Origin of the sequence: Micromonospora vinacea, assembly GCF_015751785.1 — a bacterium.
GTDB lineage: Bacteria > Actinomycetota > Actinomycetes > Mycobacteriales > Micromonosporaceae > Micromonospora > Micromonospora vinacea.
In genome coordinates this window covers 5,949,550-5,971,295 of record NZ_JADOTY010000001.1, presented here as the reverse complement: position 1 = coordinate 5,971,295, position 21,746 = coordinate 5,949,550, and the positions used below count along the sequence as shown (strand labels likewise).

Annotated in this window: 17 protein-coding genes; 12 read left to right on the top strand and 5 right to left on the bottom strand. The window is 69.6% G+C overall.

The annotated features are described in order from the left end of the window. Nucleotide 1: 1 nt before the first annotated feature. A complete protein-coding gene (locus IW249_RS28025) occupies nt 2-466 on the top strand; it encodes a MaoC family dehydratase (protein ID WP_196923502.1) in 465 nt (154 codons plus the stop codon). A gap of 67 nt (nt 467-533) precedes the next feature. On the opposite strand, the gene IW249_RS28020 is transcribed toward IW249_RS28025, so the two are convergent. Together IW249_RS28020 and IW249_RS28015 are read right to left on the bottom strand one after the other, a co-directional pair. After that, nucleotides 534-1,835: a vanadium-dependent haloperoxidase gene (locus tag IW249_RS28020; protein ID WP_196923501.1), complete on the bottom strand. Its 1,302-nt coding sequence runs from the start codon at nt 1,833-1,835 to the stop codon at nt 534-536. A gap of 442 nt (nt 1,836-2,277) precedes the next feature. After that, entirely contained in the window at nt 2,278-2,766 is a 489-nt protein-coding gene (locus tag IW249_RS28015) for a MarR family winged helix-turn-helix transcriptional regulator (RefSeq protein WP_196923500.1), read from the bottom strand. Nucleotides 2,767-2,796: 30 nt separating this feature from the next. Here IW249_RS28015 and IW249_RS28010 point away from each other — a divergent pair, with 30 nt between their 5' ends. Next, nucleotides 2,797-3,873: a bifunctional NAD(P)H-dependent oxidoreductase/GNAT family N-acetyltransferase gene (locus tag IW249_RS28010; protein ID WP_196923499.1), complete on the top strand. Its 1,077-nt coding sequence runs from the start codon at nt 2,797-2,799 to the stop codon at nt 3,871-3,873. A 73-nt stretch (nt 3,874-3,946) separates the two neighbouring features. On the opposite strand, the gene IW249_RS28005 is transcribed toward IW249_RS28010, so the two are convergent. After that, a complete protein-coding gene (locus tag IW249_RS28005; protein WP_231394331.1) occupies nt 3,947-4,972 on the bottom strand; it encodes a cellulose binding domain-containing protein in 1,026 nt (341 codons plus the stop codon). A gap of 199 nt (nt 4,973-5,171) precedes the next feature. Between IW249_RS28005 and IW249_RS34865 the strand changes: the two genes are divergently transcribed. Beyond that, nucleotides 5,172-5,297: a hypothetical protein gene (locus tag IW249_RS34865; RefSeq protein ID WP_269215342.1), complete on the top strand. Its 126-nt coding sequence runs from the start codon at nt 5,172-5,174 to the stop codon at nt 5,295-5,297. A 69-nt stretch (nt 5,298-5,366) separates the two neighbouring features. On the opposite strand, the gene IW249_RS28000 is transcribed toward IW249_RS34865, so the two are convergent. Continuing rightward, nucleotides 5,367-6,365, bottom strand: coding sequence for an acetylxylan esterase (locus IW249_RS28000; protein ID WP_196923497.1), 999 nt, complete (start codon nt 6,363-6,365; stop codon nt 5,367-5,369). A gap of 23 nt (nt 6,366-6,388) precedes the next feature. Beyond that, on the bottom strand, nt 6,389-7,426 hold the full coding sequence (locus IW249_RS27995; RefSeq protein WP_196923496.1) for a LacI family DNA-binding transcriptional regulator: 1,038 nt from the start codon (nt 7,424-7,426) through the stop codon (nt 6,389-6,391). A gap of 319 nt (nt 7,427-7,745) precedes the next feature. Between IW249_RS27995 and IW249_RS27990 the strand changes: the two genes are divergently transcribed. From IW249_RS27990 to IW249_RS27950, 9 genes are all read left to right on the top strand, one after another. Further along, complete coding sequence (locus IW249_RS27990; protein WP_196923495.1) at nt 7,746-10,109, top strand: beta-xylosidase/alpha-l-arabinosidase; 2,364 nt, start codon at nt 7,746-7,748, stop codon at nt 10,107-10,109. A 10-nt stretch (nt 10,110-10,119) separates the two neighbouring features. Beyond that, nucleotides 10,120-11,109, top strand: coding sequence for an ABC transporter permease (locus tag IW249_RS27985; protein ID WP_196923494.1), 990 nt, complete (start codon nt 10,120-10,122; stop codon nt 11,107-11,109). Then, the gene (locus IW249_RS27980) at nt 11,106-12,014 is read left to right on the top strand and encodes a carbohydrate ABC transporter permease (RefSeq protein WP_307788729.1); all 909 of its coding nucleotides are present in this window, start codon (nt 11,106-11,108) and stop codon (nt 12,012-12,014) included. The genes IW249_RS27985 and IW249_RS27980 overlap by 4 nt, the downstream gene beginning before the upstream one ends. A gap of 53 nt (nt 12,015-12,067) precedes the next feature. Then, a complete protein-coding gene (locus IW249_RS27975) occupies nt 12,068-13,705 on the top strand; it encodes an ABC transporter substrate-binding protein (protein WP_196923492.1) in 1,638 nt (545 codons plus the stop codon). A gap of 68 nt (nt 13,706-13,773) precedes the next feature. Continuing rightward, entirely contained in the window at nt 13,774-14,463 is a 690-nt protein-coding gene (locus IW249_RS27970; RefSeq protein WP_196923491.1) for a DUF624 domain-containing protein, read from the top strand. Continuing rightward, nucleotides 14,460-16,493, top strand: a complete 2,034-nt coding sequence (locus tag IW249_RS27965; RefSeq protein WP_196923490.1) for a beta-galactosidase — start codon at nt 14,460-14,462, stop codon at nt 16,491-16,493. Before IW249_RS27970 ends, IW249_RS27965 begins: the two co-directional genes overlap by 4 nt. Further along, nucleotides 16,490-18,628, top strand: a complete 2,139-nt coding sequence (locus IW249_RS27960) for an alpha-glucuronidase (protein WP_307788728.1) — start codon at nt 16,490-16,492, stop codon at nt 18,626-18,628. The genes IW249_RS27965 and IW249_RS27960 overlap by 4 nt, the downstream gene beginning before the upstream one ends. A 309-nt stretch (nt 18,629-18,937) precedes the next feature. Next, nucleotides 18,938-20,263: an extracellular catalytic domain type 1 short-chain-length polyhydroxyalkanoate depolymerase gene (locus tag IW249_RS27955; protein ID WP_196923489.1), complete on the top strand. Its 1,326-nt coding sequence runs from the start codon at nt 18,938-18,940 to the stop codon at nt 20,261-20,263. 40 nt (nt 20,264-20,303) lie between these two features. Next, the gene (locus IW249_RS27950; protein WP_196923488.1) at nt 20,304-21,686 is read left to right on the top strand and encodes a glycoside hydrolase family 10 protein; all 1,383 of its coding nucleotides are present in this window, start codon (nt 20,304-20,306) and stop codon (nt 21,684-21,686) included. The last annotated feature ends 60 nt before the right edge of the window (nt 21,687-21,746 follow it).

The window sequence follows — 21,746 nt, the reverse complement described above, 5'->3', positions numbered from 1 at the left end:
CATGAGAGTGTTCACCTCGTTCGAGGAGTTGGCCGCCGCCACCGGTGAGAGCCTCGGGCCCGGTCCGTGGCAGCGCATCGAGCAGAGCCGCGTCGACCTCTTCGCCGACGCCACCGACGACCACCAGTGGATCCACCTCGACCCGGTCCGAGCCGCGGCGGGGCCGTTCGGCGGGACGATCGCGCACGGGTACCTCACCCTGTCGCTGCTGCCGGCGTTGGCGGGCGGGCTCTACCGGGTCGAGGGGGTGGCGATGGGGGTCAACTACGGGCTGAACCGGGTGCGGTTCCCCGCGCCGCTCCGGGTCGGCGCGGCCGTCCGCGCCACCGCCACCATCGCCGACGTGTCGCCGGTGAGCGGCGGTGTGCAACTGGTCGTGACGGCCACCGTGGAAAGCGACAGCGGCGGTAAGCCGGTCTGCGTGGCCGAGACCGTGAGCCGGCTCTACCGCGCCGCGGAGCAGTGACCGCTCAGCTCGGCAAGGGCTGGCCGAGGTGCCGCCTGTGACGATGGTCAGGTCTCGTAAGCCCCCTTTACGTCAGGGGGCGGAAGTAGTGCCGGACCGCGTAGCGGTAGACCTCCTCACCCAGATGCGCCCCCTCGACATCAGCGGTGCGGAAATGGACGCCGCCCCAGACACGTGCTCCGATCAGCTCGCTGAGCGCCTGGGAGAAGCTGGTGAAGTGCCTGGTCGTGCCGGAGTCGACACTGGAACCGCTGAACGCGATGTCGTCTCGGCCGAAGAAGTACCGGTACAACGACATGCGCGCGCCGGTGCCGCAGGCGTGGCCGGAGGGATATTCGGGGAAGGGGGGCGTGACGAGCAGCGACTGCCAGCCTGGCTCGGCCGCCGTCCTTGGGTTGCCGTCCGTGTCGGCCAGTTGGATCCCCGTGACCGGACGCCAGTAGCTCCAGAGGTCCTTCTGGCTGAAGCAAGCTACTCCCGAGTCGGCCACGATGAGATCGGTCATCGCGAAGAATCGCGCGGTCTGCAGGGCGTCCAGTCGTTGGGTGGTGGCGAGTTGTCGCTTGATCTCCCAGGAGGCGGAGCGCCGGTCGTGCCACCAGATCGCGGCCTCCGTCTGGTCCTGGGTGCGCACCGTGCTCGTCGTGGAGCCGACCTCCTTCACCTCATTGAGGTCGCGGGCGTATGCGCTGCTGCTCAGTCGTGGCGGCGGGGGTGTGCGGAACGTCGACGCACGAGGGATGAGGAACGGCCGCATGTGGCCGGTCCATGCGCCCTGGGACAGGAAGAGCGGCGGCGTCGGTCGCCACTGGCCGGGTCGTGTCCCGTCTTTCCACCGCTGGTCCCCGAACGCGCCGTCGTCCTGCCGCGCGGTGACCATCGCGGCCGCGGCTCGTGCTCCGATCACGATGCCGTCCTGCTTCGACCGCCCGTTGGGAATGACGGCGAGAGCCGCGTCGTACTGTGCGCGGAGCCGTTCCTGCTGAGCGGGGAAGAGGGCGGCGAGTACGTCGTGGGCGGCGGCGACGACGGCAGCGTCCGCCGACTCGGTCCCACTCGACGGCGGTGCGGTCAGGTACGGCTGGTAGGGGGTGCCGGCGATCGCGTTCAACGCGTCGTAGACAGCCCCGTTCACCATCGCGAAGCTCCGCACCTGTTCGTTCGGCTGCTGAGCCGCGACGTCCCAGATCGCCGTCTGGGCATGGAGATCCCAGGTGACCACCGGATTGGCGGGATCGGTGCCAGGGGCCGCGGCCTCGGCGCGGGTTGCCGGCCCGGTCGTCGTGGACGCGACCAGCGAGCAGAGCGCGATGGCTGTGGGAATGACGCGGGACCAGATCGCACGTCGTGTTGGGTTCTGGCTCGTCATGATCTCCCCGTCGCTGACGTGTCGACGCTCTTGTCGAAAGAAGCGGCCGACGAACGGTATCGATGACGATCGAACATAGCACCGTCACGCCTCGACGGTTGGCCGTCCGGTCGCCACCACCCCGGGTACGGGCAGCTGGGTCCGAGCGCGGTGCCGGGCCCGTGGGGCCCGGCACCGCGACCGCTCGTGTTGGTCACCGAGATCGGCGCGGTGAGACCACTGTTCCCGGCGTTGACCGTGTACGCGACGCGGCAGTCACCCGTCGGCGGGCGCGTGGCGTCGGCTCATCTTGCGGTAGCCCGTGGCGTTCGGTGCACCCCGTCGGCCAGGTCGCTGAGCGTCAGGGCGCGGTACATGTCGACCAGGTGTACGCGTTTTCCGGCGGCGGCTCGGCTCTGCACGATCCCGGGGATCGCGGCGATCGTCCAGCATGCGGCGGGCGTCACTGGGGTGGTCGATCGTCGCCGACTTGGGGTTCTTCCAGTCTCCGGGCGATCTGTTCGATGGCGATGAGGTGGTCAGGGGCGAGGCGGTCGATGAAGTGGCGTCGCACCGACCGAACGTGGGCTGGTGCCGCGTCCTCGAGTGCCTCCAGCCCTTGCGCGGTGAGTACGAGGAAGCAACCTCTGCCGTCGGCTGGGTCGGGTGTGCGCCTCACGAGACCGCGCGACTCCATCCGGGTGGCGTGCCGGGACAGCCGGCTGCGTGACCAGCCCATCTTGTCGGCCTGTTCCCCCAGGCTGCTGGTGTGGCCGGTCCGCTCCGACAAGGTGCTCAGCACCTCGTAGTCGGGTTCGGAGAGCCCGACCGCGGCCAGGTCGCGCGCCGTGCCGGTCTGCACCGCGACCACTACGCGCAGGAATGCCCGCCACGCGCGTTCCTCGTCAGGGTTCAACCAGGGTACGGCCCCGACCGGCGGTGTTGTTGACATGTAATCAACTTAGCACTTACGCTCGTTTCCATGTCAACGAAACCGACACGTGTCCTCGTACTGATGTGCAGCACCCGCCCAGGTGCCCTCGGCCCGGTGGTGACACAGTGGCTGACCGAAACGGTCGCCTCTCGTGCCGCGGCGCTCGGCGTCGAGCTTGTGCCGGTGGCCCTCGGCGATCTGAACCTGCCGTTCCTCGACGAGGAGGAGCATCCGTCGTCGGGTGTCTACCAGCAGGAGCACACGCGCCGGTGGAGCGCGATCGTCGACGCGGCGGATGGCTTCATCGTGGTCACGCCGGAATACAACTACGGGATGCCAGCGACGCTGAAGAACGCGCTGGACTACCTCAGCCGCGAGTGGGCATGGAAGCCGATCGGCTTCGTCAGCTACGGCCACACGTCGGCGGGCACCCGGTCCGTTCAGCATGCCAAGCAGGTGGTGACGACACTCCGCTTGGTGCCGTTGGGCGCCACGGTCGCGATTCGCATCGGCGACGCGGTGGAGAATGGGCGGCTGCTTCCCGACGCGACCCGCGACACGGCGGGTGTCGGGCTGCTGGACGAACTGGTCCGTGTCGCCCACGCCCTACGGCCACTGCGCGAAACCGGACGAGCCGGGACGCTGTCTGGACCGTTGCCAGGGTCCTACACGAGACGGCTGACCCCCGACGACGCGCCCGAGGTCACCGTGCTGCAGCGGTGCTGCTGGATGGACGAGGCCGTTGTCAATGGCACCTTGGCCATACCTGCCCTGCATGAGTCGCTGGAGGAGGTGCGCGACTGGCTGGAGACCTGGCACGTCACGGGCATCTGGTTGGACGGCCGACTGCTGGGCATGGCGCGTGCGCGTCGCGACGGCACCGACTGGCACGTGGGTCGGCTCGCTGTCGTGCCCGACCTGCGGGGGCGCGGGCTCGGCCGGTGGCTGCTACGCACCGCCGAAACCGGTGCGGAACCGGAATGCCGTCGTGTTCTGCTGTCCACCGGCGCGAAGAGCTTGCGCAACATCGACCTTTACCACAGTGAGGGATACCAGTCGGATTCACTCGACCGCCCTGACGGAACCGCCCGCCTCACCAAGGACATTTCCGTCAGGCAGCGCTGACGCTGCCGGCCTCCGAGGGCGGTTCAAGGGGCGCGGTGCCGGGCCCGTGCTGCCCGGCACCGCGACCGAAACGTCAGGCGACCGCGCAGGCGGTGCCGTTGAGGGTGAACGCGGACGGGCGGCCGGTGTTACCCGTGTGGGTTGCCTGGAAGCCGATGTCGACCGAGGTGTTCGGCGCGATCGTCGCGTTGTAGGAGACGTTGCGGGCGGTCACCGCTCCGCTGGACGGGGCGTAGGTGGCGTTCCAACCGCTGGTGATGGTCTGCCCGACGGGCAGCGTGAACGCCAGGGCCCAGCCGTTGACCGGTGTGCTGCTCGTGTTGGTCACCGAGACCGACGCGGTGAGACCGCTGTTCCAGGCGTTGACCGTGTACGCGACGCGGCAGTCACCGGCCGGCGGGGGCGTGGTCGGCGGGGGAGTGGTCGGAGGGGGAGTGGTCGGAGGGGTGTCGCCCCCGATGCTGCCGGGCACCGTACGGAGAGCGTCGTACCAGGCGGCGGCCATCTTGCGGTAGCCGGTGGCGTTGGGGTGCACCCCGTCGGCCAGGTCGCTGAGCGTCAGGGCGCGGTACATGTCGACCAGGTGTACGCGTTTACCGGCGGCGGCCCTGCTCTGCACGATCCCGGGGATCGCGGCGTTGTAGCCCCGGACCTGGTTGTCCGCGCCGGACTTCGGGATGATCGTCGCGACGAACACGTCCGCGTTCGGGGCGGTGGTGGTGATCCGGTCGACGAGCGTGGCCAGCCGGGACGGGGCCCCTGACGTGTCGCCGTACATGTCGTTGGTGCCGATGTGCAGCAGCACGGTCCGCGGGTTCGTGGCCCGCAACCAGTTCACCACGTTGGCGTCGATCTGGGCGATCGTCCAGCCGGAGTGGCCCTGGTGGTCGTGGTCGCCGAGGCTCGCGGGCCCGTTGAACTGGGAGCCGACGAAGTCGATCCGGTAACCACCGGACGTGAACCGCTGCCACAACTCGATCCGGTAACCGCCGGGAACGTTGAAGCCGTCGGTGATCGAGTCGCCGAGCGGCATTACCCGTACGCCGCCGTTGGACTCGGCGCTGGCGGGGGTCGTCGCGATCGGTACGGCGGCGACCATGGCGGCGATGGCGACCACTGCCGTCCACCACCGGTGGGCCCGCCGGGGCCTCGATGTCGGTGCGTTGCCGGTCGGCGTGAGAGGGGCGGGGTGGCCAAGCGTTGGACTGCGCATGGGACTTCCTCTGGTGGGGTGCGCGACATCGGCGGCCACCGGGAGGAGGGCTGCCACCATGACGCGCTACGCGGAGGTGGGGTGCGTGGCACCACCAGGAACCCGGACGTCTGCACTGGTGGTCGTCGCGGTGTGGCGGGCGCCGGACGTCGAGGGTCTGGCGCGACGGACCGATGAGTCGTGGCGGAGGTGTGCCCTGCACCTCGCCTGACGCACCATAGCGTGTTATCGCTAACACCAGCAACGCATCAGCGTTCGACGATGCCTCACGATGAGCTGCTCAGCGCCGGGCCGACTGGAGTACCGTCCGCAGCCAGCGCAGCTGACGCCGGACGTGGACGGCCTCCCCGCCCTCGTGACCGTTGAACGGGTAGACGTGCACCTCCCGCTCGGGCGGGACCGGCCTCCCGTTCGCGGCGCCGTAGTGGTTGTAGGCGGCGAAGGCGGTTCGCGGTGGGCAGACGGTGTCGCGCCGGCCGACCCCGAACTGCGCCGGCGCCGTCGCCCGGCGCGCGAAACTCACCCCGTCGACGTAGGACAGGGTGCGCCACACCGCCTCCTCGGCCTCCCGGTGCACCGCCAGGTACCGGGCAATCTCGCCGTACGGCGCGAGGTCGGTGAGCGCGACGGCCCGACGCATGTCGCAGAGGAAGGGGGCGGTGGTCAGCACCGCGCTGAGATCGTCGACGAGACCGGCCACCGCCAGGGCGATGCCGCCGCCCTGGCTGTTGCCGACCACGCTGACCCGGTCACCCGCGACCCCCGGCAGAGCGCGGACCGCCTCGACCGCCCGCACCGCGTCGGTGATCAGGCGGCGGTAGTGGTAGTCCCGCGGATCGAGGATCCCCCAGGTGGCCGGCCAGGGCCCGCCGGGCGCGCCGTGCGGGTCGGGCGTGTCCCCGGCGCCGTGCTGCCCCGCCTGACCACGGTTGTCCATCAGCAGGTGCGCGTACCCGGCCGCCGGCCAGGTCAGCCGTTCATGGGGCAGGCCGCGCCCGCGACCGTAGCCGGCGTACTCGACCACGGCCGGCAGCGGCTCTCGAACCCCGGCCGGGCGGGTGTACCAGGCGCGCACCGGGTCACCGCCGAAGCCGGCGAACGTGACGTCCCAGGAGTCCAGCAGCCGCAGGTCGGTGGGCTCGGGACGGACGTCGACGAGCACCGGCGCGGCGGCCGACCCGGCGAGCGTGTCCCGCCAGAACTCGTCGAAGTCGTCGGGCTCGACGACCTCGGGCGCGTACCGCTGGAGGTCGTCGACGGTGGAGGCGGAGTGGGGCACGGGTCCTCGCAGGGGCCGGGGGGTCAGTGCGGGTGGGCGGGGGGCGCGGTGCTCTCCCGGACGACCAGCTCGGTCACCAGGTCGATCCGGCTGGTCGCCGGCTCGTTCCCCCTGGTCAGGTCCAGCAACATCTGGGTGGCGATGCCGGCCATGTCGCGCAACGGCTGGTTGATCGTGGTGAGGGCCGGGTCGGTCCAGGCGGAGACCGGCAGGTTGTCGTACCCGATCACCGAAAGGTCCTCGGGCACTCGCAGGCCGCACTGACGGGCGGCCCGGAGCACCCCCATGGCCTGGATGTCCGACCCGGCGAAGATGGCCGTGGGTCGGTCCGCCCGCTGGAGCAGTTGCAGCCCGTGGGCGTGCCCGGCGCCAGCGGAGAAACTGCCGTAGCGGATCAGTTCCCGGTCGACAACCATCCCGGCTTCGTCGTGGGCCGACTGGAAGCCGGCGGCGCGGGCACGGCTGCACAGCACGTCGGGTGGCCCGGAGATGATGGCGATCCGTCGGTGTCCCAACTCCAGCAGGTGCCGGGCGGCGAGCAGGCCACCGTTCCAGTTGTTCGACCCGACGGTGGGCACAGAAGCCGAGGTCGCGCTGTCGGTGTCGACGACGACGAACGGTATGCCCTGCCGACGCAGGTGCTGCTGCTGGGCCTCGGCAAGGTGGGAGAGGACGAACACCACGCCGAGGGGACGGTCGGCGAGTAACGCCTCCAGCCACCGTGCCGGCGGACGGTGCGCGCCGTCGAGCTGGGCGATCGACAGCCCGATTCCGGCTGCGGAGGTCACCGCCTCGACGCCCCGCAGGATCTCCATCGCCCAACCCGTGTCGAACTCGTGGAACACGAGGTCCACCCGGCCGCCGCTGGTCGCCTGTCGCCGGGCGCGGCGCTGGTACTGGTGGCGGTCGAGGCTCGCCTCCACCCGTGCTCGGGTGTCGGGAGCGACATCGCCGCGTCCGTTGAGGACCTTGGACACGGTCGCGACCGAGACGCCGACATCGTTGGCGATGGTCGCGATGGTGGTGGAGGCGGGTGGGTCGAGCGGGCGGTGCTCTGTCATCGCGGCCTCATACAACATCCGAAAGTTTCGGGCGACCTTAACATGATGAGACATTCACGCCAGTCGGTGCCGCAGTCGGGCTCGCCAAACGAAGGCCATTGCGTGGCTAGTCGGCGACGGAGTGGTGATTGGGGAGTCACCGTACGCAGGAAACACCCCCTGGTGGTCCGGTTGAGACTCTTGACAGGCATCGATGCGGCACTTAGGTTGCCGAAAAGGTTACGCAGGTTTCCGGAAAGTTTCGGATCGTGAGAAACGTCCGCCACGGAACTGGTCCCACCAGGGCACCGGAATGTGGCCGGAGCTGAGGGGTCGGGGCATGAGTAGTCAGTCGCTCGAGGACGGCGGCGCCGCGCCGTGGCGTGATCAGCGACTGTCACCGACCGAGCGGGCCGAAGCGCTCCTGCCGAAGATGTCCCTCGAAGAAAAGATCGCCCAACTCGTCGGAGTCTGGGTCGGCGCCGACGCCAGCGGCGAGGGCGTCGCACCGCACCAGTCGGACATGATCAGCGAACTGCCACAGTGGAGCACCGTCATCCAGCACGGGTTGGGCCAGCTGACCCGCCCGTTCGGCACCGCCCCGGTCGACCCGGTGTCCGGCGCCCGGTCGCTGGCGGCCTCACAGGCGCAGATCGTGGCCGCCAGTCGGTTCGGCATTCCCGCGCAGGTGCACGAGGAGTGCCTCACCGGGTTCGCGGCGTGGCGGGCGACCGTCTACCCGACCCCGCTCAGCTGGGGCGCGTCCTTCGACCCGGAACTGGTCGAGGCGATGGCCGACCGGATCGGGCGGTCGATGCGCGCCGCCGGTGTGCACCAGGGCCTCGCCCCGGTACTGGACGTCACCCGGGACTACCGCTGGGGCCGTACCGAGGAGACGATCGGCGAGGACCCCTACCTGGTCGGGACGACCGGTGCCGCGTACGTGCGGGGCCTGGAGCGGGCCGGCGTGGTGGCCACGCTGAAGCACTTCGCCGGCTACTCCGCCTCCCGGGGTGGACGTAACCTCGCGCCGGTGCCGATGGGCCCCCGCGAGTTGGCCGACGTCATCCTGCCGCCATTCGAGATGGCGCTGCGCCTCGGCGGCGCCCGCTCGGTGATGAACTCCTACGCCGAGATCGACGGCCTGCCCATCGCCGCCGACCGTGGGCTGCTGACCGGGCTGTTGCGCGACGAATGGGGCTTCACCGGCACCGTGGTGGCCGACTACTTCGCCGTACGGTTCCTCCAGACCCTGCACCGAGTCGCCGGGGACGCCGCCGACGCGGCCCGGCTCGCCCTGCGGGCCGGGATCGACGTCGAGCTGCCCACAGTGGACGCCTTCGGCGCACCGCTGGTGGAGGCGGCGCGCCGCGGCGAGGTCGACGAGGCGCTGATCGACTGCGCGCTGCGTCGGGTGCTCATCCAGAAGATCGAGCTCGGTCTGCTCGACGAGGGCTGGCAGGAACTGCCCGCCGACGTGGCGTCCCTGCGCTTCGACGACGAGACCAGCCAGGACATCGCCGTACGCCTGGCCCGGGAGTCCGTCGTCCTGCTGCGCAACACCGGCGTCCTTCCCCTGCCCGCGGGCAGTCGGGTCGCCCTGGTCGGCCCGGTCGCCGACGACCCGATGGCCATGCTCGGCTGCTATTCGTTCCCCAACCACGTGGGCGTCAACCACAGCGACTTCGGGCTCGGTCTGGACATCCCCACACTGCGCGACGAGTTGGCCCGACGCGTCCCGCTGCTCACCCACGAGCCGGGGTGCACCATCACCGGCGAGGACACCTCCGGTATCCCGGCCGCGGTCGCCGCGGCCGCCGCCGCCGACGTGTGCCTGCTGGCCGTCGGCGACCGGGCCGGGATGTTCGGCCGGGGCACCTCGGGCGAAGGCTGCGACGCCGTCGACCTGCGACTACCCGGCGTGCAGGCCGACCTCGTCCGCGCCGTCCTCGCCACCGGCACCCCGGTGGTCCTGGTGCTGATGACCGGTCGCCCCTACGCGCTCGGCCCGGAGTTCGACGGCGCGGCGGCAGTGGTGCAGGCGTTCTTCCTCGGTCAGCTCGGTGGGCAGGCGCTCGCCGAGGTGCTCACCGGCGCGGTCAACCCCTCCGGGCGGTTGCCGGTCAGCGTCCCCCGGGACGTCGGCGGGCTGCCGAGCACCTACCTCGCGCCGCCGCTCGGTCGGCGCAACAAGGTCTCCTCGGTCGACCCGACCCCGACGTACCCGTTCGGCCACGGGCTGAGCTACACCACCTTCGAGTGGTCCGACGCGACGGTGGTCGAGCCGCGCGACGACCCGGCCGCCTGGCCGGTCGACGGCGAGGTACGGGTACGGATCACCGTCGCCAACACCGGTGAACGGGCCGGCACCGAGGTCGTGCAGCTCTACCTGCACGACCCGGTCGCGCAGACCACCCGTCCGGTGGTGCGGCTGATCGGCTACACCCGGCTGCCGTTGGCGCCCGGCGAGGCGGCGCACGTGACGTTCGGCGTACCGGCCGACGTGGCGTCGTTCACCGGGCTGACCGGCCGGCGGATCGTCGAGCCCGGCGACGTCGAGCTGCGCTTCGGCCGATCGAGCGGCGACGTGGCGGCGGCCCTACCGCTGCGACTGGTCGGCACCGAACGCCAGGTCGGTTACGAGCGGGAACTGCTCACCTCGGTGCGGGTCGAGCCCCTCGTGGCTGTTCCACAGTCGGCATAGGAGGCCAAGGATGACATCCACCCTGCGGCCACCGCCGCCGGCGCCGCCGAGTTCCCCGCAGCAGGCGCAGAGCCCTGCCCCGCGCTCGCCACGACGTCGTCGCAGTTGGCGGCAGGCGCTGCGCCGGGACTGGCAGCTCTACTCCCTCGCCGTCCTGCCGCTGCTGTTCTTCCTGGTCTTCCGGTACCTGCCGATGATCGGCAACATCATCGCCTTCCGCCGGTTCAAGCCGGGCGGCAGCATCTTCGGTGAGTACTGGGTCGGGCTGCGCTACTTCCGGATGTTCCTCAGCGACCCGACGTTCTGGGAGGTGTTCACCAACACCCTGGTGCTGGGGACGCTGACCCTGCTGTTCTGTTTCCCGCTGCCGATCGTGCTGGCGCTGCTGCTCAACGAGGTCCGGGCCCGCCGGTTCAAGCGGTTCGTCCAGTCCGTGTCCTACCTGCCGCACTTCCTGTCGATCGTGATCGTGGCGGCAATGGTCATGCAGTTGACCTCGATCGAGGGCACGGCCAACCAGATCGTCGGCCTGTTCGGTGGCGACCCGGTGGCATTCCTGCAGAAACCGGAGTGGTTCCGCACCATCTACGTCTCGTCCGAGGTCTGGCAGACCGTGGGGTGGGGCACGATCCTCTACCTCGCCGCCCTCACCACAATCGACGAGGACCTGTACGAGGCCGCCCGGATCGACGGCGCCGGCCGGCTGCGGCAGACCTGGCACGTCACGTTGCCCGGCATCCGTCCGACGATGGTGACCTTGCTGATCCTCAACATCGGCAGCTTCCTGGCGGTCGGGTTCGAGAAGATCCTGCTGCTCTACAACCCGTTGACGTATCCGACGGCCGACGTGGTCTCCACCTATCTGTTCCGGATGGGCTTCCAGTCGAGCAACTTCAGCTACGCGGCAGCCATCGGCCTCTTCGAGGCGGTGATCGGGCTGATCCTCGTCCTGTCGGCGAACGTCATCTCCCGTCGCACGGTGGGGACGAGCCTGTGGTGACCCTCGGCACGAAGATCGACGCCCCGACGACGCGCGGGCCGGTGGACAGCCGGGGCTACCGGATCTTCCGGGTGGTCAACACGGTCGTCCTGCTCGGCGTCGTGGTCGTGACGCTGTACCCGTTCCTCAACATCGTGGCCCGGTCGCTCAGCGAAGAGGCGTACATCATCGCCGGCAAGGTGACAGTCGTCCCTCGTGGGTTCGACCTGACCGCCTACAAGCTGCTGATGTCCGACGCGATGTTCTGGACGAACTACCGCAACACCGTGGTCTACACGGTGGTCGCCACGCTCATCTCGATCGTGCTGACCACGTGTTACGCGTACGTGCTGTCGAAGCCACAGCTCAAGGGGCGCCCCTTCCTCATCGGCATCGCGCTGTTCACCATGTTCTTCTCCGGTGGCCTGATCCCCAACTACGTGCTGGTCACCAGCCTGGGCATGAAGAACACCATCTGGGCGGTGGTGATCCCCAATGCCATCAGCGTGTTCAACCTGCTCGTCATGAAGGCGTTCTTCGAGAGTCTGCCGAGCGAGTTGGAGGAGGCCGCGGCGGTCGACGGGCTGAACACGTACGGCATCCTGCTGCGGATCGTGCTGCCCCTGTCGAAGGCGATCATCGCGACGATGGTGCTCTTCTACGCGGTCTCCTTCTGGAACTCGTGGTTCACCGCCTTTCTCTACATCGACCGGCAGGATCTGCTGCCGGTCACCGTGTACCTCCGCAACCTCATCGCGGGCGCCACGAGCGCCGAGTCGGCCGCGGCCGACGCCGACAAGGTCCAGGCCGCGGCCACCCTCCAGGCCGTGACGATCGTGCTCACCACCCTGCCGATCCTGGCGATCTACCCCTTCGTCCAGCGGTACTTCGTCCGCGGCGTGATGCTCGGCGCGGTCAAGGGATGACGCCGGCGCCGCACCGCTTCCCCTCGAATCCCCCACCACCGAAAGGACGAGCCATGCTCCACAAGACGTGGCGCCGCGTGGCATTGGCCACCGCGGGTCTGCTTGCGCTCTCCCTTGCCACCGCCTGTTCCGAGGACCCCGGCGAGTCGACTGACCTCTCCGGGAACCGGGTCGGCGCGATGGCCAACTACGGCGTCGGTGACCAGTTCAAGGCCACCGAGGCGCTCTCGTTCTCCACCCTCTACAACAACCACACGTTCTATCCGCTCAAGGAGGACTGGCTGTTCTGGTCGGAACTCACCAAGCGGACCAATGTCAAGATCGATCCGGTGGCCGTGCCGCTGAGCGACTACGAGCAGAAGCGCAGCCTGCTGATCGGCGCCGGAGACGCTCCGCTGATCATCCCGAAGACGTACCACCCGCAGGAGGACGCGTTCGTGTCCTCCGGGGCGATCCTCCCGGTGAGCGACTACCTGGATCTGATGCCCAACCTCAAGGACAAGATCACCAAGTGGAACCTCCAGCCGGAGATCGACAACCTGCGGCAGTCCGACGGTAAGTTCTACCTGCTCCCCGGGGTGCACGAGAAGCCCACCCAGGACTACACGGTGCTGGTGCGCACCGACATCATGCAGGAGCTCAAGCTGGCGGTCCCGAAGACCTGGGACGAGCTGTACACCGTGATGAAGGCGATGAAGGCGAAGTACCCGAACGTCTACCCGTACTCCGACCTCTTCAGCAAGCCCAACCCGACCGGCGCCCTGCTGAACATCCTCGGCTCGGCGCACGGCACCCAGGCCGGCTGGGACTACCAGCACGCCACCTGGGACCCGGCGGCGAAGAAGTTCAACTACACCGGCGCCTCAGAGCAGTACAAGCAGATGGTCACCTACCTGCACAAGCTCGTCGCCGAGGGTCTACTCGACCCGGAGAGCTTCACCCAGACCGACGACCAGGCACGGCAGAAGCTCGCCAACGGCAAGTCCTTCATGGTCACCGGCAACGCGCAGACCCTGGTCAACAACCACCGGCCCGACCTGGCCAAGACCCTGCCGAACGCCAAGATGGCCAAGATCCCGCTGCCGATCGGCCCGGCCGGCGAGATCAACCCGTTCCCCCGGCTGGAGAACGGCATCATGATCTCCACGAAGGCCCGGGAGAGCAAGAACTTCGTGGCCATGATGCAGTTCATCGACTGGCTGTGGTATTCCGACGCCGGCATGGAATTCGCCAAGTGGGGTGTCGAGGGCACCACCTTCACCAAGGACGCCTCGGGCAAGCGTTCGGTCACGCCCGACGTCGACTTCCTCGGGGTCAACCCGAAGGGAACCAAGCACCTGCAGAAGGAGTTCGGCTTCCAGAACGGCGTCTTCTCCTACGGCGGCACCCCCGACCTGGTCCGTGGGTTCTTCTCGCCGGAGGAGTTGGAGTTCCAGAAGGTGATGGACGCCCGCAAGCCGAGGGAGGTCCCTCCGCCGCGCCCGTTGACCGACGAGGAGCGCGAGCAGGTGTCGCTCTGGGAGACCCCGCTGAAGGACTTCGTCACCCAGAACACGCTGAAGTTCGCCCTGGGTCAGCGTCCGCTCAGCGAGTGGGACGCGTACGTGGCCGAGCTGAAGGCCAAGAATTCCGACCAGTACATCGACCTGGTCAACAAGGCGTACGAGCGGTTCCAGAAGAACAACGGCTGATCAGTGGGGGTCCGGTCGGGTGCCTGTCGCGGCCCGACCGGACCCGTCTGCGAGCAGAGGGAGCGATCGTGAGTGGCGCGGCCCAGACCTGGCGACAGTTCGGCGACGGACCACTGTCGCGGATCACCTCGCGCGTCTACATCCTGCTCGTCGTCGAACTGCTCCTGCTGCTCACCACACTGCCCGCCCTGCTCCCGCTGCTGGTGCTGGGCCGCGACCCCAGCAACCTGCCACTGGCCGCGCTCCTGCTGGTACCGGTCGGCCCGGCCGTCTCCGCCGCTCTGTACGCCCTGCGTCACCAGCAGACCGACCTGACCGACCTGCATCCGGCAGCCCTGTTCTGGCGCGGCTACCGGGCCAACGCGTTCGGGGTGCTGCGCATCTGGGTGCCGACGCTGCTGTGGCTGACAGTGCTCGCCGTGAACCTCGCCTACCGGGGCGCGGTAGGCCTTCCCGGCTGGTGGGCGGCGCCACTGGTGCTGATCGCGGTGGGCGTGACGCTCTGCGCGGCCAACGCCCTGGTGATCACCTCGCTGTTCGACTTTCGCACCCGCGACGTGCTTCGGCTGGCCGTGCACTTCCTGTTGCGTACCCCCGCTGTTTCCGTCGGCAACGCGCTGTTGCTGGCCGCGGCGGCCGGGATCACCGCGGTCTTCTCCGAGGCGGTGCTGATGCTGCTCGCGTCGATCGCGGTGCTGGCGTACCTGCGCATCAGCGAACCGATGATCCAGCTGACCCGGAAGGAGTTCGTCGCATGAGCCTGCCCCTCAGCGCCAAGGTGCCCTTCGGGGGCGACTACAACCCGGAACAGTGGCCCGAGGACGTGTGGAAGCAGGACTACCGCCTCTTCGACAGCGCACGGATCGACCTGGTCACCCTCGGCGTGTTCGAGTGGGCGCTCACCCAGCCCGCCGAGGACACCTACGACTTCGCGCTGCTCGACAGGATCGTCGAGCGGGCCAGTGCCGAGGGACGCGGGATCTGCCTGGCCACCGGCACCGGAGCCCACCCGCCGTGGTTGGCGAAGGCGTACCCCGAGGTGACCCGGACCGACTTCGAGGGCCGCAAGCACCGGTTCGGTCAGCGACACAACTCCTGCCCCAGCTCGCCGGTCTTCCGCCGGCTCTCGACGGAGCTGGCCCGCCGGGTCGCCCGCCGCTACGCCGACACCCCGGCGGTGCTCGCCTGGCACGTCGGCAATGAGTACGGCGGCGCCTGCTACTGCGCGCTGTGCGCGGCCGGCTTCCGGAACTGGCTGCGCCACCGCTACGGCACCCTCGACGAGCTGAACGAGGCCTGGTACACCACCTTCTGGTCGCACACCTTCACCGACTGGGACGAGATCGAGTCACCGTCGGCGCTGACCGAGCACTGGCGGGGCCCGGACCACACCGCGTTCCCCGGCATCACACTGGACTACCTGCGGTTCACCTCCGACGCGATGCTGACCAACTTCCGCGACGAGAAGGCCGCGATCCGGGAATCCAGCCCGACGCTGCCGGTCACCACGAACTTCATGGGCATGTACCGGCCGATCGACTACCACCGCTGGGCCCCTCATCTGGACTTCGTCTCCTGGGACAACTACCCGCCCGACGACGAGTCGGCGGCCCGGATGGCACTGACCCACGATCTGATGCGCGGGCTCAAGGACGGCCAGCCGTTCTGGCTGATGGAACAGACCCCGAGCGTCACCGCGTGCCGCGACGTCAACCCGTTGAAGCGCCCCGGTCTCATGCGGCTGTGGAGTTGGCAGGCAGTGGCGCACGGCGCCGACGCGGTGCTCTTCTTCCAGCTGCGCGCCTCCCGCGGGGCCAGCGAGAAGTACCACGGGGCGGTCATCGGCCACGCCGGTCGCTCCGACACCCGGGTGTTCCGGGAGGTCGCCGAACTGGGCGCCGAGCTGGAACGGCTCGGCCCCGCGTCGCTGGGCGCGCGGACGCCGGCCCGGGTGGCGCTGCTGTTCGACTGGGACAGCTGGTGGGCGTTGGAGCTGTCCGACGGCCCGTCCCGGCTGGTCCGCTACCAGCAGGTCGTGCTCGCGTACCACAGGGCGCTCTGGGACGCCGGCGTGGACCTGGACGTCGTCGCGGTGACCGCCGACCTGTCCCGCTACGACGTGGTCGTGGCCCCGGCCCTGCACCTGCTCAAGGGTGACCTGCCGCAGCGGCTGGAGGAGGTGGCCGCGCGTGGCGGCTCGGTGCTGACCACCTACCTGTCCGGCCGGGTCGACGAGAACGACCAGGCGTTCCTGATGGACGTGCCAGGACCGCTCGGGCAGCTCACGGGTGTCCGGGTCGACGAGTGGGACGCCCGCGGCCCGGAGGTGGTCAACCCGGTCCGCCTCGGCGACGGCGCGGACCAGGTCGACGTCGACGCCCGGCTGCTGTTCGAGCTGGTGATCCCGCAGGGCGCCCAGGTCGTCGGCACCTACCAGGCCGACTTCTACGCGGGCACCCCGGCGGTGACCCGCAACTCCTTCGGCGCCGGCTTCGGCTGGTACGTGGCCGCCGGTCTGGACCAGGCCGGAGTGTCCTGGGTGGTGCGGCAGGTGCTCGCCCGGCACGACCTGCTCGGGCCCTACCCGGACGTACCGGACCTGGAATCCGCCGTCCGGGTCGCGGCGGACGGGTCGCGGCTGCTGTTTCTGCTCAACCACCGCGCCGAGCCGGTCGAGGTGACCGCCCGGACCGGCGGCGTCGACCTGCTCACCGGCGACCGTACGGCGGCCGGCGCTGCCCTGCGGCTGCCGGCGTACGGGGTTGTCGTGCTGGAGGAGGACCGGTGAACGCCGAAGAGTCGGTGGAGTTGGAGCAGTTGATGTTCGTCGAGGAGCCGATCGATGGCGACGAGCCGCGCGTCCACCCGGCCTGGCTGCCCCCGGAGGCGTTCCGGTCGCTCGGCTCGCGCCGCATCCTCCTGCACGGCGAGGGGTTGCTCGTCGACACCGTCCTCACCGAGGTCTCGCGCGCCTGCGCGCGTTACGGCGGGCGGGTGTGGCACTCCCCGTCCTGGGACGTCGACGTCGACCTGGTGCTCGCCCTGCGCGACGCCGCCGAGCTGCCCAACCCGGCGGTGGAGGCGGCGCGTGCCGCCGGCGAGGCGGCGCTGGTCGAGCTGGGCGGCGGCGGGACGCTCGGCGACGAGGGTTTCGTGTTGGCGCAGGCCGGTGACGTGACAGTGTTGCTGGCCGACGCGCCCGCCGGCCTGCTGTACGGGCTCTTCCACGTGGTCCGGCTCTGCGCGGCGGCCTTCGACCCGGCCCGACCCCCGGAGCGGCACCGCCCGGCGCTGCGCCGACGCATGCTGAACCACTGGGACAACGTGGCCGTGCACCCGGTGATGGGCCAGGTCGAACGGGGGTACGCGGGCGGCTCGATCTTCTGGCGCGACGGCCGTCCGCGCGGCGACCTGGCCCGGGTGCGGGAGTACGGGCGGCTGCTGGCTGCCTGCGGGGTCAACGCGATCTCGGTGAACAACGTCAACGTGGCCCGCACGGAGGCGCTGCTGCTCACCGAACGGCTCGGCGACGTGGCCGAGATCGCCGACGCGCTGCGCCCGTACGGCATCCGGGTGCACCTGTCGGTCAGCTTCGCCGCGCCGGTGGTCCTCGGTGGCCTGCCGACCGCCGACCCCCTGGACGAGACGGTGCGGGCCTGGTGGGCCGCGACCACCCGGCGGGTGTACGACCGCATTCCGGACTTCGGCGGTTACCTGGTGAAGGCCGACTCGGAGGGGCAACCTGGCCCGTTCACCTACGGCCGGGACCACGCCGACGGGGCCAACCTGCTGGCTGAGGCGCTCGCCCCGCACGGGGGAGTGGTGCACTGGCGGGCGTTCGTCTACAACCACCACCAGGACTGGCGGGACCGGTCCACCGACCGGGCCCGGGCCGCGTACGACCACTTCGCCCCGCTCGACGGGCGGTTCCGCACGAACGTGGTCGTCCAGGTGAAGTTCGGCCCGGTGGACTTCCAGGCGCGCGAGCCGGTCTCGCCGGTGCTCGCCGCGATGCCGGCGACCCGCCTGGCGGTGGAGTTGCAGGTCACGCAGGAGTACACGGGCCAACAGCGGCACGTCTGCCACCTCGGCCCGTGGTGGAGCGAGGTGCTGCGCTTCGCTCCCTGGGGTCCGGGCGGACGGACGATCGCCGACGTGGTCGCGGGGGAGGCGGCGGCGGGCGGCGGGCTGGTCGCGGTCGCCAACGTCGGTGACGACCTGTTCTGGACCGGGCATCCGTTGGCGCAGGCCAATCTGTACACGTTCGGCCGGCTTGCCTGGGACCCTCGGCGGGATCCGACGGCGATCCTCGACGAGTGGATCACGCTGACCTTTCCGCCGTCGGCGACCGCCGACGCGGAGCTGGTGCGGCGGACCCTGCACGAGATCATGGACGACTCGTGGCGCACCTACGAGCGCTACACCGCCCCGCTGGGCGTCGGCTTCATGGTCAACCCCGGCGACCACTACGGCCCCGGCGTCGACGGGTACGAGTACACCCGGTGGGGCACCTACCACTTCGCCGACCGGGACGGCGTCGGCGTGGACCGCAGCCGCGCGTCGGGCACCGGCTTCGCCGGCCAGTACCCGCCGTACTGGGCCGAGGTGTACGAGTCACCCGAGAGCTGCCCCGACGAACTGCTGCTCTTCTTCCACCACGTGCCGTACGGGCATGTGCTGCACAGCGGCTCGACAGTCATCCAGCACATCTACGACACCCATTTCGCGGGGGTCGAGGAGGTGATGGCGATGCGTCGGAGGTGGCAGGCGTTGACCGGCATGATCGACCCGAGCGTCTGCGAGCGTGTCGCCGAGCGCCTCGACGAGCAGGTGCGCTGCGCCACCGAGTGGCGCGATCAGATCAACACGTACTTCTTCCGCAAGTCCGGGGTGCCGGACGAACGAGGGCGGGACATCTACTGAGCGGCGGTGAGGCGCGGCTCGGCCATCCGGTCGGGCCTCCCGCGTGCCGTGCGTCCCAACGGCCTGGCAGGTTCCGAAAACGTCCCGATAATTTATCGCGACCCATCCTTGCTGATCATGCCCGCCGATGCCCATTGCTGTGCAGGTGACCGCCGGAACCGTTGCGGCGAAAGGTTTCCGGAAGTCTTGACAATCGAGTGTGCTCGATTGAAGCTGACATGGTCACGCGAGCCGCGGTCAAGGTCGGGCGAAGGGCAGTCCTCGACTTAAGTCCCCTTCCACGCGCCTTTTTCGCAAGGGATCGCGACGATGACACTGAAGACGAGAATGCTTGGCGTCGTCATGGCTGCCGTGACGCTGGCCGCCGCCGCGCTGACGTTCGCCACTCCCGCGTCGGCGGCGACGCTCACGCAGGTGACCAATTTCGGCACCAACCCCACCAACCTGCAGATGCACCTGTACGTCCCGGACCGGGTGGCGACCCGGCCGGCGATCCTCCTGGCGATGCACTACTGCACCGGGACGGGCCCCGCGTTCCACTCCGGCACCCAGTACGCCTCCCTCGCGGACCGGTACGGGTTCATCGTGATCTACCCGTCGGCGACCCGCAGCAGCAAGTGCTGGGACGTCTACTCGCCGCAGGCGTTACGCCGTGGCGGTGGCAGCGACCCGGTCGGGCTCATGTCGATGGTCGACTACGTGCGGCAGCGCTACTCCGCCGACCCCGCGCGGATCTTCGCCACCGGCACCTCCTCCGGCGCGATGATGACAAACGTCATGCTGGGGGTCTACCCGGACGTGTTCGCGGCGGGCGCCTCGTTCGCCGGGGTGCCGTTCGCCTGTTTCGCCACCGGTGGCACGTCGGAGTGGAACAGCCAGTGCGCCAACGGGCAACTCATCCGGACCGCGCAACAGTGGGGTGACCTGGTCCGGGAGGCGTACCCCGGTTACACCGGGCAGCGACCCCGGATGCAGATCTGGCACGGCACCAACGATGAGACGCTGCGCTACCCGAACTTCGGTGAGCAGGTCAAGCAGTGGACCAACGTGCACGGGCTGAGCCAGACCCCGACGTACACCGACTCCCCGCAGTCCGGCTACACCCGCACCCGGTACGGCAGCAGTGGCCCGATGGCGCCGGTCGAGGCGATCAGCATGCAGGGTGTGACGCACAACCTGCCGGTCGACGCCGCGCAGGTGATCCGATTCTTCGGGCTGGACGGCACCGCGCCGCCGACCACCCCACCGCCCACCACCCCACCGCCGACCACCCCGCCGCCGACCACGCCGCCCCCGACCACCCCACCGCCGACCGAGGGCGCCTGCCGGGTCGGTTACACGGTCAACGCCTGGAACAGCGGTCTCACAGCGAGCGTGGCCATCACCAACACCGGTGCCACCGCCGTGAACGGCTGGGCGCTGACCTTCACGCTGCCGACCGGGCAGCGCATCACCAGCGGCTGGAACGCCCAGTACGCCCCGGCGAGCGGTGCGGTGACAGCCCGCAACGTCTCCTACAACAACACCATCGCCCCGAACGCGTCGGTCGAGATCGGCTTCCAGGCCACGCACGAGGGCGGCACCGGCAAGCCCACGTCGTTCGCCCTCAATGGTGCCGCCTGTTCGGTGTCCTGATTTCCCTGTCCCACTCCACCACCTGAGAAGGAGTCACCCGATGAGAAGTACGAGATGGAAGGCGGCATCGAGAGCCGCCATCGCGCTGGCCGGCGCGGGCGCCCTCGCCGCCGGCATGGCGCTGTTCGCGACGGCGCCGGCCGCCGCCGGGACGACCCTCGGCGCGTCCGCCGCCGAGAAGGGTCGCTACTTCGGTACGGCGGTGGCCGGATTCAAGCTCTCCGACAGTGCCTACACCACGATCTTGAACCGCGAGTTCAACATGGTGACGGCCGAGAACGAAATGAAGATGAACGCCACCGAGCCGCAGCAGAATCAGTTCAGCTACGGGGCGGCGGACCAGATTGTCAACCACGCCCGCAGCCGTGGGATGAGCGTGCGGGGCCACACGCTGGCGTGGCATTCGCAGCAGCCCGGCTGGATGGAGAGCATGAGTGGTAGTGCTCTCCGGCAGGCGATGCTCAACCACGTGACGCAGGTGGCCACCCACTTCCGGGGTCAGGTCGTGGCGTGGGACGTGGTGAACGAGGCGTTCGCCGACGGCAGTTCCGGAGGCCGTCGCGACTCCAACCTCCAGCGCACCGGCAACGACTGGATCGAGGCGGCGTTCCGGGCGGCGCGTGCCGCGGATCCGGGCGCGAAGCTCTGCTACAACGACTACAACACCGACAACTGGACGCACGCGAAGACCCAGGGCGTCTACAACATGGTGCGGGACTTCAAGGCCCGTGGTGTGCCGATCGACTGCGTCGGGTTCCAGTCGCACTTCAACAACGACTCTCCGTACGTGAGCAACTACCGCACCACGCTGTCGAGCTTCGCGGCACTCGGTGTGGACGTGCAGATCACCGAGTTGGACATCCAGGGCGCGTCGGCGAACACCTACCGCAGCGTGGTCGAGGACTGCCTGGCCGTGGCCCGGTGCAACGGCATCACCGTGTGGGGCATCCGGGACAGCGACTCGTGGCGGGCATCGCAGACCCCACTGCTGTTCAACAGCAACGGCTCGAAGAAGCCCGCGTACGACGCGGTTCTCGCCGCACTCAACAACGGCACCACGCCCACCGACCCGCCCACGGACCCGCCCACCGATCCGCCGACCGACCCGCCCACGACGCCGCCTCCGGGCCCGGGTGGCTGCACGGCGACGGTTTCGGTGAACCAGTGGACGGGTGGCTTCGTGGCGAATGTTCGAGTGACGGCCGGCTCGTCGGCCCTCAGCGGCTGGACGGTGACGATCGCGCTGCCGTCCGGCGCGACGGTCACCAACGCGTGGAGCGCCAACCGCAGCGGTAACACCGGCACGACCAACTGGACGAACGTGGCCTACAACGGCCAGGTCGGCGCCGGACAGTCCACCGAGTACGGGTTCCAGGCCAACGGCACCGCCGGCAGCCTCAGCCCCACCTGCTCAGCCCGCTAACACCTCACCGGCCGGTGCGGAGGCCCGCCGCCTCCGCACCGGCCCATCCCAGCCCTCGTT